The organism is Nocardioides sp. NPDC047086 (assembly GCF_040643685.1).
Taxonomy (GTDB): Bacteria; Actinomycetota; Actinomycetes; order Propionibacteriales; family Nocardioidaceae; genus Nocardioides.
Genome location: NZ_JBEYUV010000013.1, coordinates 36,851 through 60,021 on the forward strand (window position 1 = coordinate 36,851; position 23,171 = coordinate 60,021).

General features: G+C 70.0%; 24 protein-coding genes. 8 read left to right on the forward strand and 16 right to left on the reverse strand.

Features of this window, described 5'->3' with window-relative positions; translation table 11 throughout:
• Position 1: 1 nt before the first annotated feature.
• From ABZ796_RS11805 to ABZ796_RS11835, 7 genes are all read right to left on the reverse strand, one after another.
• On the reverse strand, positions 2-538 hold the full coding sequence (locus ABZ796_RS11805; RefSeq protein ID WP_357337087.1) for a hypothetical protein: 537 nt from the start codon (positions 536-538) through the stop codon (positions 2-4).
• Between the two features lie 11 nt (positions 539-549).
• A complete protein-coding gene (locus tag ABZ796_RS11810) occupies positions 550-1,968 on the reverse strand; it encodes a HAMP domain-containing sensor histidine kinase (protein ID WP_357337088.1) in 1,419 nt (472 codons plus the stop codon).
• A complete protein-coding gene (locus ABZ796_RS11815; RefSeq protein WP_357337175.1) occupies positions 1,965-2,639 on the reverse strand; it encodes a response regulator transcription factor in 675 nt (224 codons plus the stop codon). The genes ABZ796_RS11810 and ABZ796_RS11815 overlap by 4 nt, the downstream gene beginning before the upstream one ends.
• Before the next feature lie 116 nt (positions 2,640-2,755).
• Positions 2,756-3,538, reverse strand: a complete 783-nt coding sequence (locus ABZ796_RS11820) for an ABC transporter permease (protein ID WP_357337089.1) — start codon at positions 3,536-3,538, stop codon at positions 2,756-2,758.
• Between the two features lie 76 nt (positions 3,539-3,614).
• Positions 3,615-4,625 carry an ATP-binding cassette domain-containing protein gene (locus ABZ796_RS11825; RefSeq protein ID WP_357337090.1) on the reverse strand — a complete coding sequence of 337 codons (1,011 nt, stop codon included), beginning with the start codon at positions 4,623-4,625 and terminating at the stop codon, positions 3,615-3,617.
• Between the two features lie 148 nt (positions 4,626-4,773).
• A complete protein-coding gene (locus ABZ796_RS11830; RefSeq protein WP_357337091.1) occupies positions 4,774-5,415 on the reverse strand; it encodes a PadR family transcriptional regulator in 642 nt (213 codons plus the stop codon).
• A gap of 31 nt (positions 5,416-5,446) precedes the next feature.
• On the reverse strand, positions 5,447-5,860 hold the full coding sequence (locus tag ABZ796_RS11835) for a VOC family protein (RefSeq protein ID WP_357337092.1): 414 nt from the start codon (positions 5,858-5,860) through the stop codon (positions 5,447-5,449).
• A gap of 52 nt (positions 5,861-5,912) precedes the next feature.
• Between ABZ796_RS11835 and ABZ796_RS11840 the strand changes: the two genes are divergently transcribed.
• The 3 genes from ABZ796_RS11840 to ABZ796_RS11850 all read left to right on the forward strand — a co-directional run bounded on the left by ABZ796_RS11840 (position 5,913) and on the right by ABZ796_RS11850 (position 8,181).
• Positions 5,913-6,590, forward strand: a complete 678-nt coding sequence (locus tag ABZ796_RS11840) for a helix-turn-helix domain-containing protein (RefSeq protein WP_357337094.1) — start codon at positions 5,913-5,915, stop codon at positions 6,588-6,590.
• A gap of 98 nt (positions 6,591-6,688) precedes the next feature.
• Positions 6,689-7,390 carry a winged helix-turn-helix transcriptional regulator gene (locus ABZ796_RS11845; RefSeq protein WP_357337095.1) on the forward strand — a complete coding sequence of 234 codons (702 nt, stop codon included), beginning with the start codon at positions 6,689-6,691 and terminating at the stop codon, positions 7,388-7,390.
• A gap of 86 nt (positions 7,391-7,476) precedes the next feature.
• The gene (locus ABZ796_RS11850; RefSeq protein ID WP_357337096.1) at positions 7,477-8,181 is read left to right on the forward strand and encodes a winged helix-turn-helix transcriptional regulator; all 705 of its coding nucleotides are present in this window, start codon (positions 7,477-7,479) and stop codon (positions 8,179-8,181) included.
• A 10-nt stretch (positions 8,182-8,191) separates the two neighbouring features.
• Here the strand turns inward: ABZ796_RS11850 and ABZ796_RS11855 are convergent, their stop codons facing one another.
• Complete coding sequence (locus ABZ796_RS11855) at positions 8,192-8,524, reverse strand: hypothetical protein (RefSeq protein ID WP_357337097.1); 333 nt, start codon at positions 8,522-8,524, stop codon at positions 8,192-8,194.
• Positions 8,525-8,636: 112 nt separating this feature from the next.
• Between ABZ796_RS11855 and ABZ796_RS11860 the strand changes: the two genes are divergently transcribed.
• Both ABZ796_RS11860 and ABZ796_RS11865 read left to right on the forward strand, forming a co-directional pair.
• Entirely contained in the window at positions 8,637-9,515 is an 879-nt protein-coding gene (locus ABZ796_RS11860; protein ID WP_357337099.1) for a MoxR family ATPase, read from the forward strand.
• Complete coding sequence (locus ABZ796_RS11865) at positions 9,512-10,873, forward strand: VWA domain-containing protein (protein WP_357337100.1); 1,362 nt, start codon at positions 9,512-9,514, stop codon at positions 10,871-10,873. Before ABZ796_RS11860 ends, ABZ796_RS11865 begins: the two co-directional genes overlap by 4 nt.
• Positions 10,874-11,013: 140 nt before the next feature.
• On the opposite strand, the gene ABZ796_RS11870 is transcribed toward ABZ796_RS11865, so the two are convergent.
• The 3 genes from ABZ796_RS11870 to ABZ796_RS11880 all read right to left on the reverse strand — a co-directional run bounded on the left by ABZ796_RS11870 (position 11,014) and on the right by ABZ796_RS11880 (position 14,781).
• Positions 11,014-11,793 (reverse strand): GntR family transcriptional regulator, encoded by a 780-nt coding sequence (locus ABZ796_RS11870; protein WP_357337101.1) that lies wholly within the window; start codon positions 11,791-11,793, stop codon positions 11,014-11,016.
• 557 nt (positions 11,794-12,350) lie between these two features.
• Positions 12,351-13,859 (reverse strand): fused MFS/spermidine synthase, encoded by a 1,509-nt coding sequence (locus ABZ796_RS11875; protein ID WP_357337102.1) that lies wholly within the window; start codon positions 13,857-13,859, stop codon positions 12,351-12,353.
• 10 nt (positions 13,860-13,869) lie between these two features.
• Positions 13,870-14,781, reverse strand: coding sequence for a DMT family transporter (locus ABZ796_RS11880; RefSeq protein WP_357337103.1), 912 nt, complete (start codon positions 14,779-14,781; stop codon positions 13,870-13,872).
• 41 nt (positions 14,782-14,822) lie between these two features.
• Between ABZ796_RS11880 and ABZ796_RS11885 the strand changes: the two genes are divergently transcribed.
• Positions 14,823-15,311: a MarR family transcriptional regulator gene (locus ABZ796_RS11885; RefSeq protein WP_357337104.1), complete on the forward strand. Its 489-nt coding sequence runs from the start codon at positions 14,823-14,825 to the stop codon at positions 15,309-15,311.
• A gap of 65 nt (positions 15,312-15,376) precedes the next feature.
• Positions 15,377-16,372: a MerR family transcriptional regulator gene (locus tag ABZ796_RS11890; protein ID WP_357337105.1), complete on the forward strand. Its 996-nt coding sequence runs from the start codon at positions 15,377-15,379 to the stop codon at positions 16,370-16,372.
• Positions 16,373-16,474: 102 nt separating this feature from the next.
• Here ABZ796_RS11890 and ABZ796_RS11895 read toward each other — a convergent pair whose 3' ends face one another.
• The 5 genes from ABZ796_RS11895 to ABZ796_RS11915 form a co-directional block, all read right to left on the reverse strand.
• Positions 16,475-17,578 (reverse strand): hypothetical protein, encoded by a 1,104-nt coding sequence (locus ABZ796_RS11895; RefSeq protein WP_357337106.1) that lies wholly within the window; start codon positions 17,576-17,578, stop codon positions 16,475-16,477.
• Positions 17,579-17,712: 134 nt separating this feature from the next.
• On the reverse strand, positions 17,713-19,119 hold the full coding sequence (locus ABZ796_RS11900; RefSeq protein ID WP_357337107.1) for a hypothetical protein: 1,407 nt from the start codon (positions 19,117-19,119) through the stop codon (positions 17,713-17,715).
• The gene (locus ABZ796_RS11905; protein ID WP_357337109.1) at positions 19,116-19,994 is read right to left on the reverse strand and encodes a hypothetical protein; all 879 of its coding nucleotides are present in this window, start codon (positions 19,992-19,994) and stop codon (positions 19,116-19,118) included. The genes ABZ796_RS11900 and ABZ796_RS11905 overlap by 4 nt, the downstream gene beginning before the upstream one ends.
• On the reverse strand, positions 19,991-20,356 hold the full coding sequence (locus ABZ796_RS11910; protein ID WP_357337110.1) for a hypothetical protein: 366 nt from the start codon (positions 20,354-20,356) through the stop codon (positions 19,991-19,993). Before ABZ796_RS11910 ends, ABZ796_RS11905 begins: the two co-directional genes overlap by 4 nt.
• 94 nt (positions 20,357-20,450) lie before the next feature.
• The gene (locus tag ABZ796_RS11915) at positions 20,451-21,626 is read right to left on the reverse strand and encodes a pyridoxal phosphate-dependent aminotransferase (RefSeq protein ID WP_357337112.1); all 1,176 of its coding nucleotides are present in this window, start codon (positions 21,624-21,626) and stop codon (positions 20,451-20,453) included.
• A 52-nt stretch (positions 21,627-21,678) separates the two neighbouring features.
• Between ABZ796_RS11915 and ABZ796_RS11920 the strand changes: the two genes are divergently transcribed.
• Complete coding sequence (locus ABZ796_RS11920; RefSeq protein ID WP_357337113.1) at positions 21,679-23,169, forward strand: potassium/proton antiporter; 1,491 nt, start codon at positions 21,679-21,681, stop codon at positions 23,167-23,169.
• The last annotated feature ends 2 nt before the right edge of the window (positions 23,170-23,171 follow it).

A 23,171-nucleotide genomic window follows, 5' to 3' on the forward strand; every position in this document is an offset into this window, starting at 1 on the left:
GCTACGGCGCGTTGGCGCTGAGCTGCTCGAGGAGGGCCTCGGCGGCACGGTCCATGGCGTCGCCGTCGTAGGGCTCCAGGTCGACGGAGTTGAAGCTCTGGATCAGGGTGCCGTTCTGGATGAAGCCGGTGACGGCGTACGAGTTGGTGCCCTGCTGCTTGACCAGCCGAGCGTCCTCGGCGCCGTCGATCTCGGGCTCGCTGACCTCCCCGGACTTCACGTCCATGGTCTTCCACGCATCCGCGAGGGTGCCGTTGAAGGGCAGGTAGTTCAGCTCGTACGCAGTCCCGCCCGACTCCTCGGGAAGCAACGCGCAGCGGGGTGCCTCGGAGGTGCCCTTCTCGACGCGGAGCTGGGTGCCGAGGGCCTTCTCCACGGGGGAGATGTCGAGCCCGTCGCACGGGTTGAACGTCTCCTTCGAGGCATGCTCCGGGGATGATGCGGAGGCGGACGCCGACGGATCGGCGATTTCCTCGGCTCCGCAGGCAGCGAGGGAGAGGAGCGCCACCAGACTGGGCGCCAGAACGGCGTACTTCAAAGATTCAACCCTCAATTGTTCAACACCGCCGTGGGCGGTTCTGTCGGCTTGGGAGAGGCGGAGCCGGGCAGACGCAGGGTCATCCGCGCGCCACCCTGCGGGGATCGGGCCGCGGAGACCGATCCGCCGGCGCGCTCGGCGACCTGCCGGACGATAGCGAGGCCGAGCCCGGAGCCGGGCATCGAGCGGGCCTCGGTGGAACGGTAGAACCGGTCGAAGACGTAGGGGATGTCGTCCTCGGCGATGCCCGGACCCTCGTCGTCGACGTTGAGCACCCCATCGCGGAGCGAGACGTGCACCGTGCCCGACTCGGGCGACCACTTGGCGGCGTTGTCGAGCAGGTTGGTGACCGCACGCTCCAACGAGCTCGCGTCACCCAGGACCCACCACGGCTCCATCTCCTCGGTGAAGGTCACCGACGGCGCGCGCAGGCGCACCCGGGAGAGTGCCCGGTCCACCACGTCGGAGAGGTCCACCGTCTCCAGCGTCGGCTCGGCCGGCGCATCGCGGGCCAGCTCGACGAGATCGCCGATCAGATTGGTGAGCTCCTCGATCTGGGCCCGGATGTCGCCGAGCAGGTCGGCGCGCTGCTCGCCGGAGATCGAGGCGTCTGCCTGGGTGAGGAGCTCGACGTTGGTGCGGAGCGAGGTCAGCGGCGTACGCAGCTCGTGCGAGGCGTCCGCCACCAGCTGCCGCTGCCGGTCGCGCGACGCGGAGACCGCGGACAGCATCCGGTTGAACGAGGTGGCCAGCCGGGCGATCTCGTCGTCGCCCTCGACCGGCAACGGGGTGAGGTCCTCGGTCGTCGCGATCCGGTCGACCGAGGCGGTCAGCCGTCTCACCGGTCGGAGTCCGCCGGCTGCGACGACCCACCCGGCGAAGGCTGCCGCGACGACCCCGGCAGCGCCGAAGAAGAGCACGACGAGCCCGAGCCGCTTGTACATCGCCTTCTGCGGCTCCAGCGACTGCGCCAGCATCAGCGCCGTATCGCTGCCGGAGATCGGCACCGTCACAACCCGGAAGTCGCCGTCCCCGGTCGCGATGGTGCGCACCATCATCGGCACCTCCCTCGTGGCGACCTTCACCTCGGGCGGGCCCGGGCGAGGAAAGCTCTTCTGCGTCGGCGACCAGGAGTCGTGGTCGCTCACCTCCGCGACCTGGATGTCACTGGCGTTGAGGACCCAGGTCGGAACGGTCTCCCCGGTGCGGGTGTTGCGGATCAGCAACGGGTACTCCGCCGCCGCCGTCGCCCGCCTCAGTAGCGACTCGTCCATGTTGGCCTGCAGCTGGACACGTACGGCGAAGTAGAGCCCGACCGCGATCAGCGCGATCGAGCCGGCGACCGCGAGGGTCGTCAGCAGGGTGACCCGCCCCGCCAGAGAGCCGCGGTAGCGCGAGCTGGTTGCCGGCGTGGTCACGGCGCTGCTCACGGCTCCTTCAGGACATAGCCGATGCCGCGTACGGTGTGGATCAGCCGGGCCTCGCCCTCGGCCTCGGTCTTGCGTCGCAGATAGCCGACGTAGACCTCGAGCGAGTTGGCCGTCGTCGGGAAGTCGTAGCCCCACACCTCTTCGAGGATGAACGACCGGTCGAGTACGCGGCGGGGCCGGCGCAGGAACATCTCCAGGAGCGTGAACTCGGTGCGGGTGAGCTCGATGGCGCGTTCGCCGCGGGTCACCTCGCGGGTGGTGGTGTTCATGGACAGGTCGGCGAAGGTGAGCGTCTCCTCGTCGTCCTCGCCGATCGGCGCGGCCCGGCGCAGCAGCGCGCGCAGCCGGGCCAGCAGCTCCTCGAGCGCGAACGGCTTGGTGAGGTAGTCGTCGGCGCCGGCGTCGAGGCCGTCGACCCGGTCGCCGACGGCGTCGCGGGCGGTCAGCACCAGGATCGGTACGTCGTTGCCGGCCGCTCGCAGGGCCTTGGTGGCCTCGATGCCGTCGAGGCGGGGCATCATCACGTCCATCACGACCACGTCGGGACCGTGGTTGGCGATCCCGGCCAGTGCCTCGGCGCCGTCGCCGGCCAGGGCGACCACGTAGCCGTTGAACTCCAACGACCGGCGCAGCGACTCACGCACGGCCTTGTCGTCGTCGACGACCAGCACGTGCGGCTTGTCGCCGGGGCCGTCGCTGGACCCATCACGAGGGGTGGCAGGGCTGTTCACACTCCTACCTTGCCACCCCTCGCTGAGTCGCTACTGAGAACGGCCCCGGTGTTTTGCTAAGCGTTCTCCTTGCGGAAGGTGGAGATGCCCCACCAGACCGCGAGGCCGAACAGCGCGACCGTCCAGCCGAGACCCCAGCCGATGTCGCCCATCCCGAGGTCACCGAAGAACGAGGCGCGGACCGCGTCGACGATGTGCTTGGTCGGGATGACGTCGGCCAGCGCCTCGAGCCACCCGGCGCCGAAGCTCATCGGCAGGAAGATGCCCGAGAGCAGCAGGATCGGCATCAGCAGCATGTTGGTCACCGGCGCCATCACGTCCTCGCTCTTCACGAGCAGCGCGAACGCGTTGGAGGCGGCGGCTCCGGCGCCACCGATCATCACGGTGATCGCGATCCCGACGAGGATCCCGACCGGCTTGAAGTCCATGCCCATCACCAGGCCGAGGGCGACCAGGATGATCGCCTGTACCAGAATCTGCAGCAGGTCGCGGTAGAGACGCCCGAAGAGCAGCGCGCCGCGCGAGGCCGGGGTGACCCGTTCCGCCTCGATGACGCCCTCGCGCCACTCGCCGATCAGCGAGAAGCCGGCGAACATCGCGCCGAAGATGCCGAGCTGGACGAGCATGCCGGGGACGAACCAGTTGTAGGCGTTGCCGCCGAGCTCCTCGATGAGCGGCTCGAGCAGCGGGCCGAAGAGCAGCAGGTAGAGGATCGGCTGCATCACGCCGATCAGCACCCAGGCGGGGTTGCGGAGGTTCATCCGCAGCTGGCGGTTGAAGACGACCATCGACTCCCGGAAGAAGCCGGACTTGAGGACGGGCTGCTGGAACTCGGTCATGCCGCCACCTCCGTAGGGCAGTGCGGAGAATACGGACGCGGCGGCCTGACGCTCATTGCCGCTCGCTTGCGCTCACTCATCGGTTGGCCTCCTGCTGCTCGGTGGCCTCGTCGGCCTCGGGTGTGCCTGAGTCGGCATCGCGCAGCGATCGCCCGGTCAGCGTCAGGAAGACGTCGTCCAGGGTGGGGCGGGCGACCTCGATCGACTCCAGGGAGACGCCGTTGGACTCCAGGTCGCGCAGCAGCCCGGGAACCGCTTTCCCGGCCCGCGGCACCCGGCCGCTGACCAGTCGCTCGTCGACCTCGACGTTCTCCGAGATCGAGCCGAGCTTGTCGCGCGCGATCGCGACCTGCTCGTCGGTGGCGACCTCCAGCGAGACGAGGTCGCCGGAGACGGCGGCCTTGAGGTTCTCCGGGGTGTCGTTGGCGACGATGCGGCCCTGGTCGATGACCATGACCCGGTCGGCGAGGGTGTCGGCCTCGTCGAGGTAGTGGGTGGTCAGGAAGACCGTCGCCCCGTGGTCCGTACGCAGCGAGGCGATGTGGTCCCACAGATTGGCCCGTGCCTGCGGGTCGAGGCCGGTGGTGGGCTCGTCGAGGAAGACCAGCTTGGGGGCATGGATCAGCGCCATCGCGATGTCGAGGCGGCGCTTCTGCCCACCGGACATGTTGCGGGGCTTGCGGCGCCACAGCCCGTCGAGCTGAAGCCTCTCGAAGAGCGCCTGCCCGTGGGCGACGGCGTCCTTCTTGGACATCCCGTAGAGCATGCCGTGGTCGACGACCTCGTCGCCTGCGTAGGCGCCCGAGAAGGTCGAGCCGACCTGCGAGCAGTAGCCGATGCTCCGCCTGACCTCGACGGACTGCTTGGCGACGTCGAAGCCCGCCACCGTGGCGGTGCCTGCCGTCGGCTTGAGGAGGGTGGTGAGGATGCGCAGCGTGGTGGTCTTGCCGGCGCCGTTCGGGCCCAGGAAGCCGACCACCTCGCCCTCTTCGACGTCGAGGTCGACTCCGTCGACCGCGACGACTTCCTTCTTCTGCTTGCCATGGCCGGAGGCGAAGGTGTGCCTCAGGCCGCGTGCGTGAATCATGTGTCACTCCCTTGTGCGTGCGAGTCCAGACAAGCACGGACGACCGCCGACGATCACCCGATTTAATCCGCATATTCAAACTTGAATATCGTGAGTGTTCAATTTTGATCCCGGGTTGTCAAACCCGTTCCTCCCGAGCCGCGTCGGCTCAGCCGCGCAGCATCTCCCGATAGCGCTTCCGGTCGGCGTCCATCTGCCACCCCGGGTCGTCATCGGCAGGCGCCCAGCCGGACGTCTCGCCGATGAAGAAGAGCTTGCCGCTGCGTACGTCGTCCAGGACCTCCACCAGCCAAGCCCGCTCGGAGCGGAGCTTGTCGAGCTGGAGGTGCAGGGCGGAGACGGTGTGGGGCGGCACCATCCGGGCGTTCACCCGGACCGCGGCGTCGAGCTCCTTGATCGTGCGCTCGAGGTTCTTGAGGCGGACGCTCAGGTGCTGGATCACGGCCGGCCGCTCCAGCAGCGGCACCAGCGAGAAGGCGGCGTAGAAGGAGAGGCCGTTGTAGGCGTCGACGGCCTCCAGCGACCGGGTGATCAGACGCTCCAGCTCCGCACGCCCGCTGGCGCTGATCTCGTAGACCGCGACCGTACGCCCGTTGTCGACCAGATCGTGCCTGGTCAGGTGGCCCTTGTCGGTCAGCGAGGTCAGTGCGTGGTAGATCGAGCCGGGGTTGATGTTGGCCCACTGGTCGACCTGCCACGACATCAGTTCGCGCCGGATCTGGTAGCCGTTGACGGGCTCGAACAGCGCCACCGCCCCCAGCAGCAGCATCCGCGTGTCGTCTCCGGCCATAGGGAGATTCTAGGGGCGGCATGACCGGTCCTCAGCGGGACGTCAGCTGCCAGAGATGGCCGTCGGGGTCCGCGACGAGCGCGCGGTACTCGCCCCACGGCGCCGCTTCCGGCGTGAGGACATCGCGCCCGATCGCCGTCGCGGCCGCATGGCGAGCGTCGACCTCGTCGCGCGAGTCGAGCTCGATGGTGACCAGGCACTGTTTCGGGCCTTCCGGCGGGGGCAGGGTCGCCGCGTCGATCGGCTCGTCCGCGAGCTGGCCGGTGACCCACTTGAACCCGCCGGTGGGGATCATCATCACCTCGCAGGACTCCGACAGGGTTGCCCGCAAGGGCTCGGGGACCCCGTCCTCGGCGAGCTCGCCGGGCGTCTCGAGACCGAGGCCGTCGCGGAGGAAGACATGGGACCGGGTGCGATCCCGGGTGGGCAGAGCGATCGTGATCATGAGACTACGTTAAACATAGTTTATACTCTTGTGAAGAGAGTTTGGAGGATCGATGCCGAAGAAGCAGACGTACGCCGACGTTGGGGATGCCTGCGCGACCGCGCACGCCATGGACGTCATCGGCGACCGGTGGAGCCTGGTGATCGCGCGCGAGCTCCTGCTCGGTCCGCGCCGCTTCGCGGACCTGGCCTCGGCCGTCGTCGGGATCACGCCCGCCGTGCTCACCGCTCGGCTGAAGGCGCTGCGGGACAGCGGCGTCGTGGAGCAGGCCCGGCTCGACGACCTCGGGCGGACCCGCGTCTACCGGCTCACCGAGTGGGGGCAGGGGCTCGAGGACGTGATGCGGTCGCTCGGTCGCTGGGCGCAGCGCTCGCCCGGCTTCCCGGTGCCGGAGGGCAGCATGACCCCCGACGGGGCGATCGTCGCGATGCGCACGATGGCCCCCTACGCCACGGTGGCCGGCTGGGACGAGGGCCCGGTCCGGATCGCGATCGAGCTGCACGACGAGCGGCGTCCCGCCGCGGGCGTACGCCGCTACCGGCTGCACTGGGACGCCGACGGATTCGAGCTGACCGAGGGTGCGGACGATGCGCCCGAGGCGACCGTCTCCGGCGACTCGACCGCCTGGGCCGGCGTGGTCTTCGCCGGCGCCCCGGCCGCCTCGGTCGGCATCGAGGGCGACCGGCGGGCCGTGGAGCGGGTCGCCGCCGCGTACGCTGCGATCGCGTAGCGCCGGCATTTCACCGCCACGCGGGACCTCTGGCACTGACGACCCGTAGTTCGGGCTCACTACCCTCGATGGGATCGAATGACTCGGAGAGGATCGACGTGACCCTGAACCTGACCTACGGGGACCTGGGCGACGCGTGCGCAGCCGCGCACGCCCTGGACCTGATCGGTGATCGGTGGAGCCTGATCGTGGTGCGCGAGCTGATGTTCGGGCCGCGTACGGCACGCGACCTGGAGTCCTCGGTGATCGGGGTCAGCTCCGACGAGCTCAAGGACCGGCTGCAGTTCCTCGAGCACGCCGGTGTCGTGGTCGAGACCGAGCTCGGCTACATCACCAAGACGACGGCCTACGCCCTCACCCCGTGGGGCCGCGAGCTCGAGTCGATCCTCGGGGCGCTCGGTCGCTGGGCCCACGGCTCGACCCGCTTCCCGATCATGTCCGCCGGGATGACGCCCAGCGGTGTGATGGTGGCGATGCGCACGATGGTGCCCGCCGGCAGCGCGACGACTCCCGAGCCGGTCAGCGTCGCCTGGGAGCTGACCGACGCCCGCCGTCCGGACGCCGACCCACAGCAGTTCCGGCTCGTCTGGAAGGGCAACCAGTTCGACCTCGCCGAGGGCGCCCTCGAGGACGCCGACGTCACCATCGCCGGTGACTCGACGGCCTGGACCGGGGTCGTGTTCATGGGCTTCCCCGTGGACGCCGCGATCGCCGAGGCCGGGCTCGAGGTCGCGGGCGACCGCGCCGCGCTGGACCGCGTGCTCGGGCTGTTCGAGGGCACGCTCGCCGAGGCCAGCTGACCCCCGGCTGACCTCGGTGCCCACGCGCTGTGGGTGTGGCGTGGTTCACTGGAACCGGCGGATCCAGCGACTCGGAGAGGATCGACGTGACCCTGAACCTGACCTACGGGGACCTGGGAGACGCGTGCGCGGCAGCGCACGCCCTGGACCTGATCGGTGATCGGTGGAGCCTGATCGTGGTGCGCGAGCTGATGTTCGGGCCGCGTACGTCTCCAGATCTGAGGTCCTCCCTGATCGGGGTCGGCCCCGAGGAGCTCAACGACCGGCTGCTGTTCCTGGAGCGTGCGGGCGTGGTGGTCGAGACCGAGCTCGGCTACCTCACCAAGACCACGGCGTACGCCCTGACCGACTGGGGCAGGGAGCTGGAGGCGGTCCTCAGCGCCCTGTCGCTGTGGGCCCTGGAGGGATCTGCCCACTTCCCGGTCCCGTCGACCGGGATGACGCCCAGCGGTGTGATGGTCGCGATGCGCACGATGGTCCCGCCACGGAGCCTGACCACCCAGGATCCAGTCCGGGTGCGGTGGAATCTGACCGACGCTCGCTGTCCGGACGTGGCGCCGCAGCAGTTCCGGCTGGACTGGACCGAGTTCGGCTTCGACCTCGACGTCGGCGACCTCCCCCGGGTGGACGTCGCCGTCACCGGCGACTCGACGACCTGGGCGGGCGTGGCGCTCCTCGAGCAGCCCCTGGACGAGGCCTTGGCGAAGGGCGATCTCCAGATCGACGGCGACCGAACGGCGCTGGAGCGCGTGATCCGGGTCTTCCTCGACGCGATGGCCGCGGTGGGCTGACCCTGCGTCTCTAGGGAGCCGGGTCGGCGCAGAAGGCGATCAGCTCGCCGCGGGCCTTGCCCTGCTCGATCAGCTGGCCGACGTCGAGGGGGACGTGCTTCAGCTCACCGAGCGGGGAGCGGATGATGGCGCTCTCCCGGCGCCAGGGCGCGATCGTCGGCGGAGCCACGCAGTGGTGCTGCTCGAGCATCGCGGCGAGCTCGGGCTGTTCCTTCTTCGCCAGCGACCGAGGCTCGGACGGCGTGGTGACGGCAACCAGACAGAAGGCCGCCAGCGCGGTCAGAGCGCAGACCTTCATGGCGACGACGACCAGCGTCAGGAGTCGCGGGGTGTCCGAGTGCACGCCTGTCCAACGACCGATATGCCCGACGGTGACGGTCTGCGCCGGGCACTATGACGAAAGTCCCACCCGGACACCGGGAGCAGACCAGGAGCGGAGTCGCTAGTGTCGCGTCATGCCTTTGCGTACGTCTTCCTGGTTCTCCTCGCCCGCCGAGGCCGTCACCCGTCTGGGAGACGTCGGCTACCTCGCGGACGACTCGACCGCGCTGACGACCTACCTCGCGGGGGCGCTGGAGAAGCCGGTGCTCATCGAAGGACCGGCCGGCGTGGGCAAGACCGAGCTGGCCAAGGCGATCACCCGCGCGACCGGCGCGGAGCTGGTCAGGCTGCAGTGCTACGAGGGTCTGGACGAGGCCCGGGCGCTCTACGAGTGGAACTACAAGAAGCAGCTCCTCCGCATCCAGGCGGCCAGCGACGGCCAGGCCTGGGAGGAGACCCACGACGACATCTTCTCCGAGGAGTTCCTGCTGACGCGGCCGCTGCTGACCGCGATCCGCCGTGAGGAGCCGACGGTGCTGCTCATCGACGAGGTCGACAAGACCGATGTCGAGGTCGAGGGGCTGCTGCTCGAGGTGCTCTCCGACTTCCAGGTGACCATCCCCGAGCTCGGCACGATGACCTCGACCCGCCGTCCGCTGGTCGTGCTCACCTCCAACGCCACCCGCGAGCTCTCCGAGGCGCTCAAGCGCCGCTGCCTCTACCTCCACCTCGACTACCCCGACGCCGACCGGGAGCGCGAGATCGTCCTCTCCCAGGTGCCCGGCCTCGACGACAAGGTCGCCCGCCAGCTCGTCTCGGTCGTCGGCCGGCTGCGCGAGCTCGAGCTCAAGAAGTCGCCGAGCATCGCCGAGTCCGTCGACTGGGCGCGCACCCTGATCGCGCTGGAGATCACCGACCTCTCAGACAAGGCCGTCGCCGACACCCTCGGCGTCGTCCTCAAGCACTCCTCCGACGTCGACCGTGCGGTCCGAGAGCTGCGGTTGAAGAGGTGACCCTTCTCGACCGGCACATCGAGTTCCTCGAAGCGCTTCGGGGAGCCGGGCTGCCGGTGTCGCTCTCCGAGGGCCTCGACGCGGTCACTGCCCTCGGCCTGATCGGCTGGAACGACCGGACCCAGGTCAGGGAGGCGTACGCCGCGACCCTGGTCAAGCGCGCCAACCAGCGCACCACCTTCGACGGGCTCTTCGAGCTCTACTTCCCGCGGATGGTCGGCTCGGGGACGGACGCAGGGGCCGAGGCCGCCGGGGTGGCGAAGGACGGGCCCGAGGCGCTCTCCGAGTTCACCTCGCGGCTGGCCGAGGCGCTCGAGGCCGACGACGTCGAGATGCTCCGTCAGCTGGCCGCCGAGGCGGTGGCGCGCTTCGGCGCGATGCCGGGCCGCGGGCCGGGGCTGAGCTCGTGGTCGTCCTACACCGCGCTGCGCCGGCTCTCGACCGACGAGCTGACCGCGCGGCTCGTCGAGGGCCTCCAACAGGGCGGCTGGACCGACGAGGAGGCCGCGCGGGTCGGCACCCGGCGGGTGGATCGGTTCGCCGGCCTGGTCGAAGCCGATGCCCGGCGAAGGATCGCGGAGGAGAAGGGCCCCGAGCAGATCGCCAAGATCGCCGTACGCCCCACCATCGAGAAGCTCGACTTCCTGCACGCGCGCCGGGCCGACCTGGAGGCGCTCCGGCGCGAGATCTACCCGTTGGCCCGCCGGCTGGCGACCCGGCTCACCCAGGAGCACCACGCCCGCCGGCGAGGAGCGGTCGACCTGCGGCGTACGCTCCGGTCCTCGATGTCCACCGGCGGGGTCCCCGTCGACCTGCGCTACCGCCCGAAGCGGCCGCACCGCACCGAGCTGGTGATCCTGTGCGACGTGTCGGGTTCGGTGTCCAACTTCGCGACGTTCACGCTGATGCTCGTCTTCGCGCTGCGCGAGCAGTTCGGGAAGGTGCGCGCGTTCACCTTCGTCGACGAGATCCACGAGGTCACGTCCTACTTCCGTCCCGGCGCCGACCTCGTCGACACGATGACCGAGCTGACGAAGACGACCGAGCACTCGGCCCGGATGGGGCGGACCAACTACGGCCGGGCCTTCTCCCTCTTCCAGGAACGGCACGCCGACGCGCTCGGCCCGAAGTCGTCGCTGCTGATCCTCGGCGACGCCCGGTCCAACTACTCCGACCTCGCCGTCGGCTCGCTGCGCGCGATGGCCGAGTCGGCGCGGCACTCCTACTGGCTCAACCCCGAGGTCCGTACGCAGTGGGACACCGGTGACTCCGAGGCGACCCGCTACGGGTCGATCATCGAGATGCGGGAGTGCCGCAACCTCACCCAGCTCTCCGAGTTCGTCCACGACCTCGCGTGAGGCCACCGGCTGGTCGAGCCGCGAGGCCGCCCGCGGCCGAGCGTGTCGAGACCAACACGGTCCCATCGAGCGCGACATGGGACTGTGTTGGTCTCGACACGCCTACGCCTAGAGGCTCCGGCGGCTCGACCAGCGGGGCGTCACTGCAGCTTCAGGTCCAGCCCGTAGACGATCCGGTCGGCGACCCCGACGGAGTCGGTCACGCACACGACGCGGTCGTCGGCGAGGAACCGGCGCCGGTCGGAGAGGACCGGGGTGCCGTCGGGGATCTGCAGGTCGTAGGTCTCCTGCGGCGTCGGCATCCGTGACTCGATGTCCATCGCGACCGTGGTGACCTTCACGCCGACCGTGGCCAGCAGGTCCTTGATCGGCGGCTGCGGCCAGTCCTCGGTCGGGGTGGCCAGCGGGGTGTCGATGACCAGCGGATACAGGATGTAGGCCGTGGTGCGGTATTCGGCGGTGTCGTCGCCGCTGATGTAGAAGGTGTAGGTGGTGCTGAGGAGCTCGCTCCGGGGATCGATCTCGAAAGCCGCCCCCAGCTTCTCGCCGGCCGCGATCACCTCGTAGGAGTGCTCGATCGAGAGGCCGTCCTCCGGGCCACGTGGGGGCTGGTTGTAGGCCGCGTCCGGCTTCGCCGGGTGGCTCCGGTCGGTGATCAGCATGCTCATCAGGTCGTAGCGGGTCTTGGTGGCGTCGCGTACGAAGACACCACGGCCCTGCTCGCTGGTGATCAGGCCTTCGTTGCGCAGCACCGCCAGACCCCGCCGGATCGTGGCACGGTCGTAGGGGAAGGTGTCCATCAGCTCGGGCTCGGTCGGTAGACGCTCGCCGGGCTGGTAGGTGCCGTCGTCGATCTGGGCCCGCAGATAGTCGGCCACGTGGAGGTATTTCGGCAGGCCGCGCGGACGGGGGTTGCTCATGGGGGAACACGTTACTGAGGCGTACAGATCCCGAATAGCCGCATAGCCCCACCCTTTCCGCCTTGACCCGTTGCAATGAGTGGACTTAGGGTCGAAGCAGCCTCGGGGCGTTGGGCACCTGGCCCCCGCTGGAGACCGGCGTCTCGAGGCACTCAATGACGAGAGCCATCGACATTCCTTGGGGGGAATTCGTGTTCGTAGACGACAGACTCAGCATGCGATCCAGCGAGAGGCCGCCGGTCCTGGCCAAGGACCCGCTGGTCTACCGCACCGACCGGGGCAGCTTCTGGCACCTTCGCTCGGTCAAGAGGAGCAACGGGTACGTCCTGACCATGTGTGGCCGCCGGCTGGGCACGTGGCACGTGCTGCCGCCGCGCAGGCTCAGCAAGGTCGCGCCCGACCAGGTCTGCGTCGGGTGCCTGCGCAAGACGCCCATCGGGGAGGTCATCTCTCCTCCCAGTGGATCTCGACACGCGGACGCGGCTTCGCAAGCTCAGCCGCGCGCTCGCTCGATCTCACCTGACGACGCCGGCAGCTCGCAAGCTCGCTGCCGACTGTCAGGCGACCTCGAGAAGGCTGAGGTCGGTGAGCCACTCGACCGGCGCGACGTCATCGGTGTAGACCGTCCCGCCCCGGACTCCCGGCTCGAGTCGGGCGGCGGAGTCGGTGAGGGTGCCGGCGAGATCGGCGGGCTGCGACTGCGCGGTGGCGACGAGGTCGGCGGCAGGATCCGCATCCGGGTCGACGGTCGCGATCAGGTGCGTGTTGGTCGGGCCGGAGTCCGACCGCCACACGGCGTCGCCGAACGAGGTCCGCAGGGTTGCGGTGAGGACCTTCTCCAGCGCTGTGGAGCCCTCCGGGTGGGCTGAGTTCACGACGAGCACCCCGCCCGGGTTCAGGTGGGACTTCGCCAGCGCGAAGAACTCCTTCGTGGTCAGGTAGAACGGGATGTAGGGCTGGTGGTAGGCGTCGACCATGATCGCGTCGTACTTCCGGGTCTGCTTCTGCAGCCACGGGCGGGCGTCGGCGGTGTGGAGGTGGAGGTTCGGCCGGTCCTGGAGGTCGAAGAGCTTCTGGCCGACCTCGGTGACGTCCTCGTCGATCTCGACGGCGTCGACCCGGGTCTCCGGGGCGAAGTGACCGAACTGGCGCGCGGTCGTCCCGGCGGCCGAGCCCAGGATCGCCACCGACTTCGGGGCCTCCGCACCGGCGTACGACAGCGAGAGCATCTCGTCCCAGTAGGCGCCGGTGAGCCATTCGCCCTTGTTGTAGACCGAGTGCACGGCGTGGCCCTCGTTGAGCTCGAGGTAGCGGCTGCCGTCGTCGTACTCGACCACACGGGCGTACTGGTATTCGGTCTCCTTCTCCCAGATCACCTCGCCGCCGTTGCTGGTCAGCGTCTTGATCGACCCGGTCGGCAGGGCGATCAGCGCGAGGATCGCCACCGGCACGACCGCGGCCGGCAGTCGGCGCTTGACCAGGTGCGGGATCGCGCAGACCGCCATCAGGAGAGCGAAGATCAGGAACGTACGCCGCGTCCCGACGACCGGGATGAGGAACAGCGAGGCGGCGAAGGTGCCTACCAGGGAGCCGACCGTCGAGATCGCGTAGAGGCGCCCGGCCGCGTGGCCGGCGTCCTCGACGGCTTCGACGCTCAGCCGGACGGCGTAGGGGCTGACGATGCCGAGCAGGAAGAGCGGGATCGCGAGCAGCACGCCGACCCCGACCAGTGAGCCGGCGAAGGTCGCGATGCTGAGCTGGTCGACCGCCCTGACCGCGAGCGGGAGGAACGGGTCGGCGATGAACGGCACCGCGGCCAGGAGGGCGGCGGCGACGAGCACGATCTTGGCGAGGCCGGAGGGGTGCGGGTTCCGGTCGGCGATCCTGCCGCCGACGGAGTAGCCGATCGCGAGCGCCACCAGCACCGTCGCGATCGTGTTGGCCCACACGATCGTCGAGTCCCCGAACCACGGAGCGAGCAGCCGAGCCGCGGCCATCTCCGATCCCAAGGTGCCGGCACCGACGGTGAAGACGAGAAGCTCGAGCGCACGTGCACGCAGTTTCATGGGGGTGAACCTATCCGGCTGCTCCAACGTCGGCACACGAGGCGGGTTCTGGCCGACGTCTGGTGCTGATCCGGTCCAGCACGGCAGGCTGCCCGAGGAGTACGCCACCGAGCACCAGCGCCATCCCGAGCCCGCTGAGCGGGGTGAGATGTTCTCCCGCGAAGGCGAGGCCGATGAGGATCCCGGCGACCGGGTTGAGCAGGCCGACCAGCGACACCGCGGCGGCCGGCAACCGCCGGGCGCCACGGAACCAGACGGCATACGCGACGACGGTGCCGACGATGCCGATGTAGGCGTAGCCCCCGATCGCGGGCAGGTCGAGAGTGGGCGGCGGGCCTTCGACGAGGAGGGCTACCGGCGCGAGGGCGAGGCCACCGAGAACCAGCTGCCAGGCGGTGAACGTGAGCAGTCCGACCGGCGGCTGCCAGACCTTGACGAGGATGAAGCCGGTGGAGAAGACGGCTACCGCGGCGAAGGCGGCCAGGACCCCGATCAGGTCGAGGCTCGCGCCGCCGCGGAGCACCAGCAGGGCCACCCCGATGGCGCCGATGACGCCGGCGGCGAGCGATCCGGCCCGCGGGCGTTCGCCGGCGAAGGCCCAGGCCAGCAGCATCACCACGATCGGCGAGACCGCGGTCAGGGTCGCGGCGAGGCCGCCGGGGAGCCGGTAGGCGGCGACGAAGACGAGGGCGAAGAACGCCCCGAAGTTCAGCAGGCCGAGCGCTGCCGTACGCCACCACCAGGAGCCGTGGAGCAGGCCGGGTCGTAGTGCCAGGAGCAGCAGGCCGAAGGGCAGCGCCCGGACCACAGCACCGAACAGCGGCCGGTCGGGAGGTAGGAACGTGGCCGTCACGAAGTAACCGGACCCCCAGGCCACCGGAGCGATCGCGGTCAGCGCGAGCGTCACGAATCTACTTTCCATGGAAGAGATAATATCTTCCTTGTCAGATATATTCCACTGTCATGGCAGACCACGTCTCGACCGTGATGGCGCAGTGGGAACGGGAGCGTCCCGACCTCGACATCACTCCGCAGGCCGTCATCGCCCGGCTGCACCGACTCGCGCTGCGGCTCACCGACGAGCTCGTCGAGGTCTACGCGGCCCATGGCCTGGGCGAGGGCGAGTTCGACGTGCTGGCGACGCTGAGGCGGCAGGGTGCTCCGTACGCCCTGACTCCGAAGGAACTCGGTGAGCAGACGATGGTCTCCTCGGGGGCGGTCACGAAACGGGTCGACCGCTGTCTCGCCCAGGGCTGGGTCAGCCGGGACCGCCGGGACGAGGACGGCCGCGGGCGCCGGATCGCGCTGACCGAGAGCGGGCGCGAGCTGATCGACGCGGCTTTCACCGACCACATCGCCAACGAGCACCGCCTGCTCGCCGTCTTCACCGCGGCCGAGCGGCGTTCCCTCGCCCGGCTGCTGGAGAAGTGGGCCGAGCAGACCGGGGCTTGAGGTTGCCCCAGGGGGAAGCACCAATCTGCTTCCACCGGTGACCATCACCGGGGAGGATGGTGACTATGAGCAGCCTGAAGGGGCTTGTGAACATCGGCGACTTCGCCCGGGCGACCGGGCTGACGCCGAAGGCGCTGAGGTTGTACGACGACCTCGGTCTGCTGCTTCCCGCCGAGGTGGACGCGGCTTCCGGCTATCGCCGCTACGCGCCTGACCAGGTGGAACGCGCTCGCCTGGTGGCCAAGCTGCGTCTGATCGGGATGCCGCTGGCCCGGATCCGGGAGGTCGTCGACCTGCCCGCCGCGCTGGCGGCGGTCGAGCTCGAGACCTACTGGCGCCAGGTCGAGGCCGACACAGCCACCCGTCGCACCATGGTCTCCGTCCTCGTCCACGGATTGAGGAGCGAGGCACTTCAGATGACTACGTCAACCGAGACCCTGCACGCCGAGTTCGGCGTCAGCCACGAGACCGGGGGCCGGTCGAGCCAGCAGGACGCCGTCCTGGTCACCTCCGAGCTGATCGCCGTCGCCGACGGGTTCGGCGAGCGCGACGACCTCGCCGGGGCAGCCCTGACCGCGTACGCCGGAGGTGGGCTGCGGGCCGCCATCCAGGAGGTGTTCGCGGAGGTGCCGAAGTCGGGCACCACCCTGACCGCCGTCGATCTGCACGGCTCGACCGCGCGGATCACCCACATCGGCGACGCCCGGGTCCACCTGGTGCGGGATGGATTCGTACGCCAGGTCACCCACGACCACACGGTCGTCGCCGCGATGGTCGAGGCCGGTCAGCTGACCGCCGACGAGGCTCGTTCTCACGAGCACCGGGCGCTGCTCAACCGCGCCCTGGTGCCCGGGGTCGTCGCCGACGAGATGTCGCTCGACCTGCTGCCCGGTGACCGGCTAGTGCTCACCACCGACGGCGTCCACTCCTACGTGGACGACCTGGATCCCCTGATCACCGCAGAGGCCGCCCCGCAGGCGGTCGCCGATGCGGTCTCGGCCGCCGTCGTCGCCGCCGGGGAACCCGACAACCACACCATCGTGGTCGCCGACCTCTCGTAGCCGTCGCCCGCTGGTTGAGCCGCGAGCGCCAGCGAGCGTGTCGAAACCAACACAGTCCTACCGAGCGCGGATCTGACCGTGTTGGTTTCGACACGCCTCCGCCTAGCGGCTCCGGCGGCTCACCCAGCGGCCCCACCGGCGCTGCTGCCGCCCGGCTGGCGCTCTGTCCAGCTCGGCGGCAGCAGCGGCGAACGAGTCCCGCAGCGACGGGTAGACGAGCTCGATCTCGGGGTGCTCGAGCAGCGTCTGGGAGATCCGGCGGGTGAGCCGCTTGCCGACGATGGCGATGTGGCGGACGACGGCGTCGACCTCGTCGTCGGTGAGCTGTTGCGGGCGGAAGGGCTTCGGCGGCTTCTCTCGCAGCAGCTCCCGCATGGGCTCGAGGGAGTCGATGTCGTATCGAAGCGCGAGCGCGCGCAGCTCGTCGTCGGCGGTCTTCCGGAGCCGCTCGTGCTCGGCCGGAGCCATCAGCGTGTAGGTGGTCGGCCCGAGGGGGCAGGACTGCAGGTGGACGTCGAGGCGCTCCTGCAGCTGCGGCCCGATGGGGAGGACGTTGAGTGCTCGCTTGATCTCGAGCGCGTGCAGCGAGTAGGAGAGGTTGACCCGCTTCAAGGACAGGTCACCGAGCTCGGCGGTGTCGATCCCGGCTGTGTCGAGCAGGTCCGTGAGCAGGTTGCCGCCGACGAAGAGCTCGGGCAGGTAGGGCCGGAGGACCAGCCGGGAGCGTACGGCCTCGGAGTCGAGCGCGTGGTAGAGGTGCTCGTGACCCAGCCATCCGCCGTACGCACCAGGAGACGCCTCGAACGGATCGACGTGCGCGAGTCGCTTGACCCGCTGGTTGTAGTCGGACTCCAGGAACGCGAGAGGGTCGCGGACGTACAGGACGAACCGGGCCTGTGGCAGCAGCTCGGCGATCCCGGGCAGCTCGGGGAGGAACGCCTCGGAGGAGAGCAGCAGCGTGTGGCAGCCGCTGGCCGCGAACTCCTCGAGCGTCTTGGCGACCGCGTGAGCCGAGGCCACGAAGAGATGACCTGAGCGCTCCATCAGTGACCCGGCGTTGCCGGCGCTGATGCCGTTCTGGTCGACGCGGTGCTGGGGATAGTGGATGCCGGCCTCGGCGAGCGTGTCCCTGTTTGCGCTGAAGAACGCCTGGACCGCGGAGGTGCCCGTCTTGGGGAGGCCGGCGTGGACGACGATGGACTTCACGAGGACCGATCAGGTAGGCGTCAGAGTGCCCTCTGCGATCGACTGGCCGGTGACCGAGCACAGGTGAGGTCGGGGATGGTGCCGAGGGTCGCCTCCACCGTATCGGCTCCCATCCCCGAGGCAAGCCCGTGGCTCTAGCCGAGGTAGCCCAGACCGCGGATCCGCCCGATCTCGTCGCGGAGCTCGTCGTGGGCGGCGTTGTCCGCGGCCCGCCCGCCGGCCACGTACTGGCTCTCCTGCGCGCTGCGCGCGCTCACTCCCTCGCTCGGCTCGGACGGACGAGCAAGCTCGCCGCCCGGCCTCGCTCCGGTCGTCTCCGCCACGGTGCCGTCGTAGACGACCGTGAACCGGTGTCCGACACCCGCGTTGATGAGCCCGCCGAGGAGCGCGACCGGGTCGGAGCGATCCTCCAGCGACAGCACCCGCGTGGTCTCGGGAACCCGCGGCGCTGCCGCGCCCGGAGCACCCACGGTGACCACCTGGTCCACGACGTACGCAGCCCCGGCTGCCGCCGCGATCGCGGCCGCTGCGGTTCCCCCTGCCGCGGCGCCGACGAGCATCACGTGCGAGCCGGCCTCGACCGCGTTCTCGATGGTCCGCGACGCGGTGGCGATGTAGTCGGAGAGGTCACCGGAGACGAGCCGCAGGCGACGGCGGCCGGCGTAGGGGCCCGGCAGGTAGGCGATGTAGCGACCGGGTGCCGTCTTCTGGACCGCGACAGAGGTCTCGGTGGCCTCGAGGGTGCGGATCAGCTCCTCGATGGTGGCCGGGGCGGCGGCGGTGACGTCGCTGGCGGAGGTCTCCTCCTCGGTGGCGGCCAGCGCTCCGCCGACGTCGCGCAGTGCGTGACCGGCGTCGGTCGCGAACGCGTCGATACCGACGGCACGCAGCGCGCCCGCGGTGGCTGCCCCGGCGTCGTCGCCGCGCGGGAAGTCGGCGGTGAGCAGCGAGCGCAGCTCGAGCGACTCGAGCAGCCCGCCGCCGGTGGCGATGTGGTCCATCAGCTCCGGATGACCCTGGGCGAGCTCGCCGAGGTAGGCGGTGACGCCCTCACGGTCGAGCGCGTCGGTCTCGATCAGGCCGGCGGACAGCAGCGACCCACCGAGCTCGACCTCGGGGGCGAGGTAATCGAGCGCGTTGGCGGCGATGGCGCCCAGCGTGCTGCGGGCCGCGGCCTGGAGCTCGTCGATCCAGCGGTAGGTCTGCACGGTCGCGCGCACCGAGAGCGCATCGGCCTCGAGAGCCTGGCCGAGCCCGAGGACGCCACCCTTCTCGGAGGTCGCGGCCCGGATCTCCTCCTCGGCCGGCTCCCAGGTCTTCGCGGAGAGCTCGGCGGAGGAGGTGACGTCGTCGTCTGTGAGGATCTCCGCGCCGATCTCGGCCCACTCGCGCAGCTGCGCGCCGGCGTCGCCGATGGAGCCGGCCAGGCTGAGGATCTGCTCGTACTTGTCCTCCGGACCCGCGGGCGGCGGCACCGAGTCGGGTGCGCCATCGGGGAGCGGTCCCAGGCGGTTGATCGGATCGTTGGACGAAGTGCTCATCGGACCTCCGCGAGAACAGGGGCAAGGTCTGCGGCGAGCTCGGACGGCTCGACGCTGGTGATCAGCAGCGTCAGCTCGCCATCGAGTGACACCGTACGCATCGAACGCCAGCCGTCGTTGACCAGCGTCCAGGAGACCGTGCCGATCAGCGGGTTCTCCGGGTCGGCGGTCGTCGCGACGACCGCGCGCAGCCGGCCGTGGGCCTCGGTGGACAGCGCCTCGAGGGCCCTGGAGACGACGACGTCGCCCTCGGTCAGCACCGGCACCAGATCGCCGCGCCCGGTGCGCAGGGCCTCGAAGACGGCGTCGGCGGTCGCGAACGGGACCTCCAGCTGCTCGGGCACCGCCGAGGTCAGCCGGGCGGTGTCACCCGGCAGCGTCGCGGTTCGGCCGAGCTCGCTCGACCAGGCCGCCGAGGGATACCAGGAGAGCTCGAAGACGAGGCCGTCCACGGTGGCGAGCGAGGCGGCCGCCTCCCCCTTCTGCCGGTGCCAGGCGCGGCCACGGAGGCCGTCGACGACGACGTCGAGGTCGATGACCACCTCCGGGGTCGCCAGCAGACCCAGCGCGCCGGTGATCCCGGCGTCGAGGGTGCCGTTGGCGTCGAGGAGGTCACGGCGGCGGAGCGAGGCGCTGCCCTCGCCGAAGCCGGCGACGGCGCGGGCCAGGGCCTCGTCCTCGGCTGCCGAGCGGGTCTGTCCCAATCGGGCGTCGAGCCCGTCGTCGCGGTGCGTCGCGACCTCGAACGGGAGCGGCGCCCCGATGCTCTCGCAGGCGTGGGTGAGCTCGGGAAGGGTCAGGCCGACCCGGCGGGGGACTCCTTCCCACGGCTCGGTCGGCGCTGCCGGAGCGGGGCCCAGATCGATCGTCGTCATCGGAAGGTGACCTCCAGCCAGTCCTTGTGGCCCGGCTCAGGGGCCTCGAATCCGTCGACCGCCAGCCCGTCGGCGGCCAGCGACTCGGCGCGAGCCTCCGCCTCTGCGATCTGCTCCTTGAACAGGTCTACCTGCTTGAGGTGCTTGGCCAGAGCGTCGGCCGCGCGATCATGCTTCTCGGCCGAGCTTCGCAGCGCGGTGGCCCGCTCCTTCATCCGTCCACGGAGGGACTCGGCGGCCCGCCCGCGCCAGGGCACGGCCTCGGCCTGTGTCACCAGCTTGTCGGCACTCGTGCGGATGTCATCCGCCTGCTCACGCAGACGGCTCACCCGGCGGCGGATCACGTCGCTGTCGCCGTACATATCCCTCCTCGGACAGATCTCTGTGTTGGTCCTACCCCGCCGGAGAGGTTCTAAACGTAAAATCGTGAACTTTCTCGAAATCGCCCGCGTCGGCCTAGCGCAGGACGGTGGAGAGGCGGTCGAGGCCCTGCTCGATCTCGGCGGCGGAGCCGGCGAAGGAGAGACGTACGAAGCGGTGTCCGTCGACCGGGTCGAAGTCGATCCCGGGCGCCATCGCGACGCCGGTGCGGTCGAGGATCTGGTGGCACCAGGCCATGGTGTCGTCGGTCCAGCGGCTGACGTCGGCGTAGACGTAGAACGCGCCGTCGGCCGGGGCCATCTCCGTGACCCCGAGCGAGCGGAGGCCGTCGAGGAGCACCTCACGGTTGGTCGCATAGCGGGTCACGTGACCGTCGAGCTCGGCGTACGCGTCCGGGGTGAACGCTGCTACGGCGGCATGCTGGGCGAGCGCCGGCGGGCAGATCGTGAAGTTGCCGACCAGTACGTCGATCGCGCGTCGCAGATGGGCGGGCGCCAGCAGCCAGCCGATACGCCAGCCGGTCATCGAGAAGTACTTGGAGAACGAGCCGAACACGACCGCGTCGCGCGAGGTCTCCCAGGCGCTGCGGCCACGGCTACCGTCCCCGCCATACGTCAGCCCGTGGTAGATCTCGTCCGAGATCAGCTGGATCCCGGCCTCCTCGCAGTAGCGAGCCAGTGCGGCCAGCTCCTCGGGCAGCAGCATCGTGCCGGTCGGGTTGGCCGGACTGGCCACCACGAGCCCCTTCAGGCCGACGCGCTCGTGCAGCTCCCGCACCTGCTCCACGGTCGGCTGGAACCGCTCGGCGGCACCGGTCGGGATCTCGACGACCTCGCACCCGAGGGCGGCGAGCACGTTGCGGTAGCAGGGGTAGGACGGCCGGGCCATCGCCACCCGGTCCCCGACGTCGAACGCCGCCAGGAAGCTCGCCAGGAAGCCGCCGCTGGCACCGGTCGTGACGATCACGTCGTCGGGGGAGACCTCGATCCCGTGCCACGCCCGGTGATGTCCGGCGATCGCCTGGCGCAGCTCGAGGATGCCAGTCGCCGGCGTGTAGCCCAGCGGGTCACCGCTCTGCAGCAGCCGCACCGCCTCGGCGCTGACCGCCTGCGGCGCCCCCGTGGAGGGCTGCCCCGAGGTGAGCGAGATGAGATCGCCGTACGCCCGCTGTCGCTGCGCCGCCCGCTCGAGCATGTCCATCACGTGAAAGGGAGGCACGTTCGCGCGTTGGGCGACAGTCAGGCGGTCCATAGGAGCAAACATTAGGATGCAGTCCCAGAGGTCGGAGGGGGGCCCGGCGCGCATGAGTTTCGACGTCCATCAGTTCGACATGTTCGTGTTGATCGGCTCCCTGGTCACGCTCCTGGCGATCCTCGCGGTGCGCATGTCCACGAAGGCCGGGCTCCCGTCGCTGCTGATCTACCTGCTGATGGGCGTCCTGCTCGGTGAGTCGGTGCTCGGGATCCGGTTCGACGACGCCGCGCTCGCGCATGCGGTCGGCTTCGGAGCGCTGGCGCTGATCCTGGCCGAAGGTGGTCTGACGACATCGTGGAAGGACGTACGTCCCTCCTTCGGGCTCGGGTTGATGCTGGCCACGGTCGGGGTCGTGATCTCGATCGGGATCGTCGCGGCGGGTGCGCACTACCTGCTCGGGCTCTCCTGGCAGCTGGCGTTCCTGCTGGGGGCGGTGACCTCGCCGACCGACGCGGCCGCGGTGTTCTCGGTGCTGCGGGTGGTGCCGCTGCCCAAGAGACTGACCGGCGTCCTCGAGGCGGAGTCCGGGCTCAACGACGCCCCGACCGTGGTGATCGTGACGCTGATCGCCAGTGGTGCGATCGCTGAGCACCACCCGGTCGTGGTGGCCGGGATCGTGGTCGGCGAGCTGTTGCTGGGCATCGCGATCGGCCTGCTCGTCGGGTTCGGTGGTGCATGGCTGATGCGGAGGGCCGCGCTGCCCTCTGCCGGCCTCTACCCGCTGGCGGTGATGACGTTGGCCTTCCTGGCGTACGGCGGAGCGGCGTGGCTGCACGGGTCGGGGTTCGCGGCGATCTACGTGGCCGCGCTCGTGCTCGGCAACTCCGAGCTGCCCCACCGAGGTGCCACCAGATCCTTCGCCGAGGGCGTCGCCTGGCTGGCCCAGATCGGGCTCTTCGTGATGCTCGGGCTGCTGCTCTCCCCGGGGCGTATCGACCTCCAGACGATCGGGCTCGCGTTCGCCGCCGGTCTGATCCTGACCCTCGTCGCCCGGCCGGCATCCGTGCTGGTCAGCACCGTGGTCTCCCGGATGTCGTGGCGCGAGACAGCGTTCGTCTCCTGGGCGGGGCTGCGTGGCGCGGTGCCTGTCGTGCTGACCACCATCCCGCTGGCCGAGGGCGTCGACCGCGCAGAGGAGCTCTTCGACCTGGTCTTCGTGATGGTCGTCGTCTACACGCTGCTGACCGGCCCGACGCTGCCGTGGGTCGCCCGGGTGCTCGATGTCGCCCGCCCCAACGACCCGCGCTCGCTCGACCTCGACGTCGCGCCGCTGGAGCAGATCGCGGCAGACCTGATCCAGCTACGGATCCCGCCCGAGTCGCGCCTGCACGGCGTCGAGATCAGTGAGCTCCGGCTGCCCACGGGGTCGTCGGTGTCGCTGCTGATCCGCGACGGACGGACCCTGGTTCCGGAGAGCACCACGGTGCTTCGCGCCCGCGACGTCGTCCTGGTCGTCGTGCCTCGCCACCAGCGTGAGCACGCGGAACGGCGCCTCGAGCTGGTCAGCCGGAAGGGACGGCTCGCGGGCTGGTTGCGGTGACG

Coding starts and splice junctions, on each gene's coding strand:
- ABZ796_RS11835 (WP_357337092.1), bottom strand. CDS start 5,860: ATGATCACGATCGCTCTGCCCACCCGGGATCGCACCCGGTCCCATGTC.
- ABZ796_RS11875 (WP_357337102.1), bottom strand. CDS start 13,859: ATGAAACTGCGTGCACGTGCGCTCGAGCTTCTCGTCTTCACCGTCGGT.
- ABZ796_RS11840 (WP_357337094.1), top strand. CDS start 5,913: ATGCCGAAGAAGCAGACGTACGCCGACGTTGGGGATGCCTGCGCGACC.
- ABZ796_RS11830 (WP_357337091.1), bottom strand. CDS start 5,415: ATGGCCGGAGACGACACGCGGATGCTGCTGCTGGGGGCGGTGGCGCTG.
- ABZ796_RS11915 (WP_357337112.1), bottom strand. CDS start 21,626: ATGGACCGCCTGACTGTCGCCCAACGCGCGAACGTGCCTCCCTTTCAC.
- ABZ796_RS11820 (WP_357337089.1), bottom strand. CDS start 3,538: ATGACCGAGTTCCAGCAGCCCGTCCTCAAGTCCGGCTTCTTCCGGGAG.
- ABZ796_RS11880 (WP_357337103.1), bottom strand. CDS start 14,781: ATGGAAAGTAGATTCGTGACGCTCGCGCTGACCGCGATCGCTCCGGTG.
- ABZ796_RS11900 (WP_357337107.1), bottom strand. CDS start 19,119: ATGAGCACTTCGTCCAACGATCCGATCAACCGCCTGGGACCGCTCCCC.
- ABZ796_RS11890 (WP_357337105.1), top strand. CDS start 15,377: ATGAGCAGCCTGAAGGGGCTTGTGAACATCGGCGACTTCGCCCGGGCG.
- ABZ796_RS11860 (WP_357337099.1), top strand. CDS start 8,637: ATGCCTTTGCGTACGTCTTCCTGGTTCTCCTCGCCCGCCGAGGCCGTC.
- ABZ796_RS11905 (WP_357337109.1), bottom strand. CDS start 19,994: ATGACGACGATCGATCTGGGCCCCGCTCCGGCAGCGCCGACCGAGCCG.
- ABZ796_RS11870 (WP_357337101.1), bottom strand. CDS start 11,793: ATGAGCAACCCCCGTCCGCGCGGCCTGCCGAAATACCTCCACGTGGCC.
- ABZ796_RS11910 (WP_357337110.1), bottom strand. CDS start 20,356: ATGTACGGCGACAGCGACGTGATCCGCCGCCGGGTGAGCCGTCTGCGT.
- ABZ796_RS11920 (WP_357337113.1), top strand. CDS start 21,679: ATGAGTTTCGACGTCCATCAGTTCGACATGTTCGTGTTGATCGGCTCC.
- ABZ796_RS11885 (WP_357337104.1), top strand. CDS start 14,823: ATGGCAGACCACGTCTCGACCGTGATGGCGCAGTGGGAACGGGAGCGT.
- ABZ796_RS11825 (WP_357337090.1), bottom strand. CDS start 4,625: ATGATTCACGCACGCGGCCTGAGGCACACCTTCGCCTCCGGCCATGGC.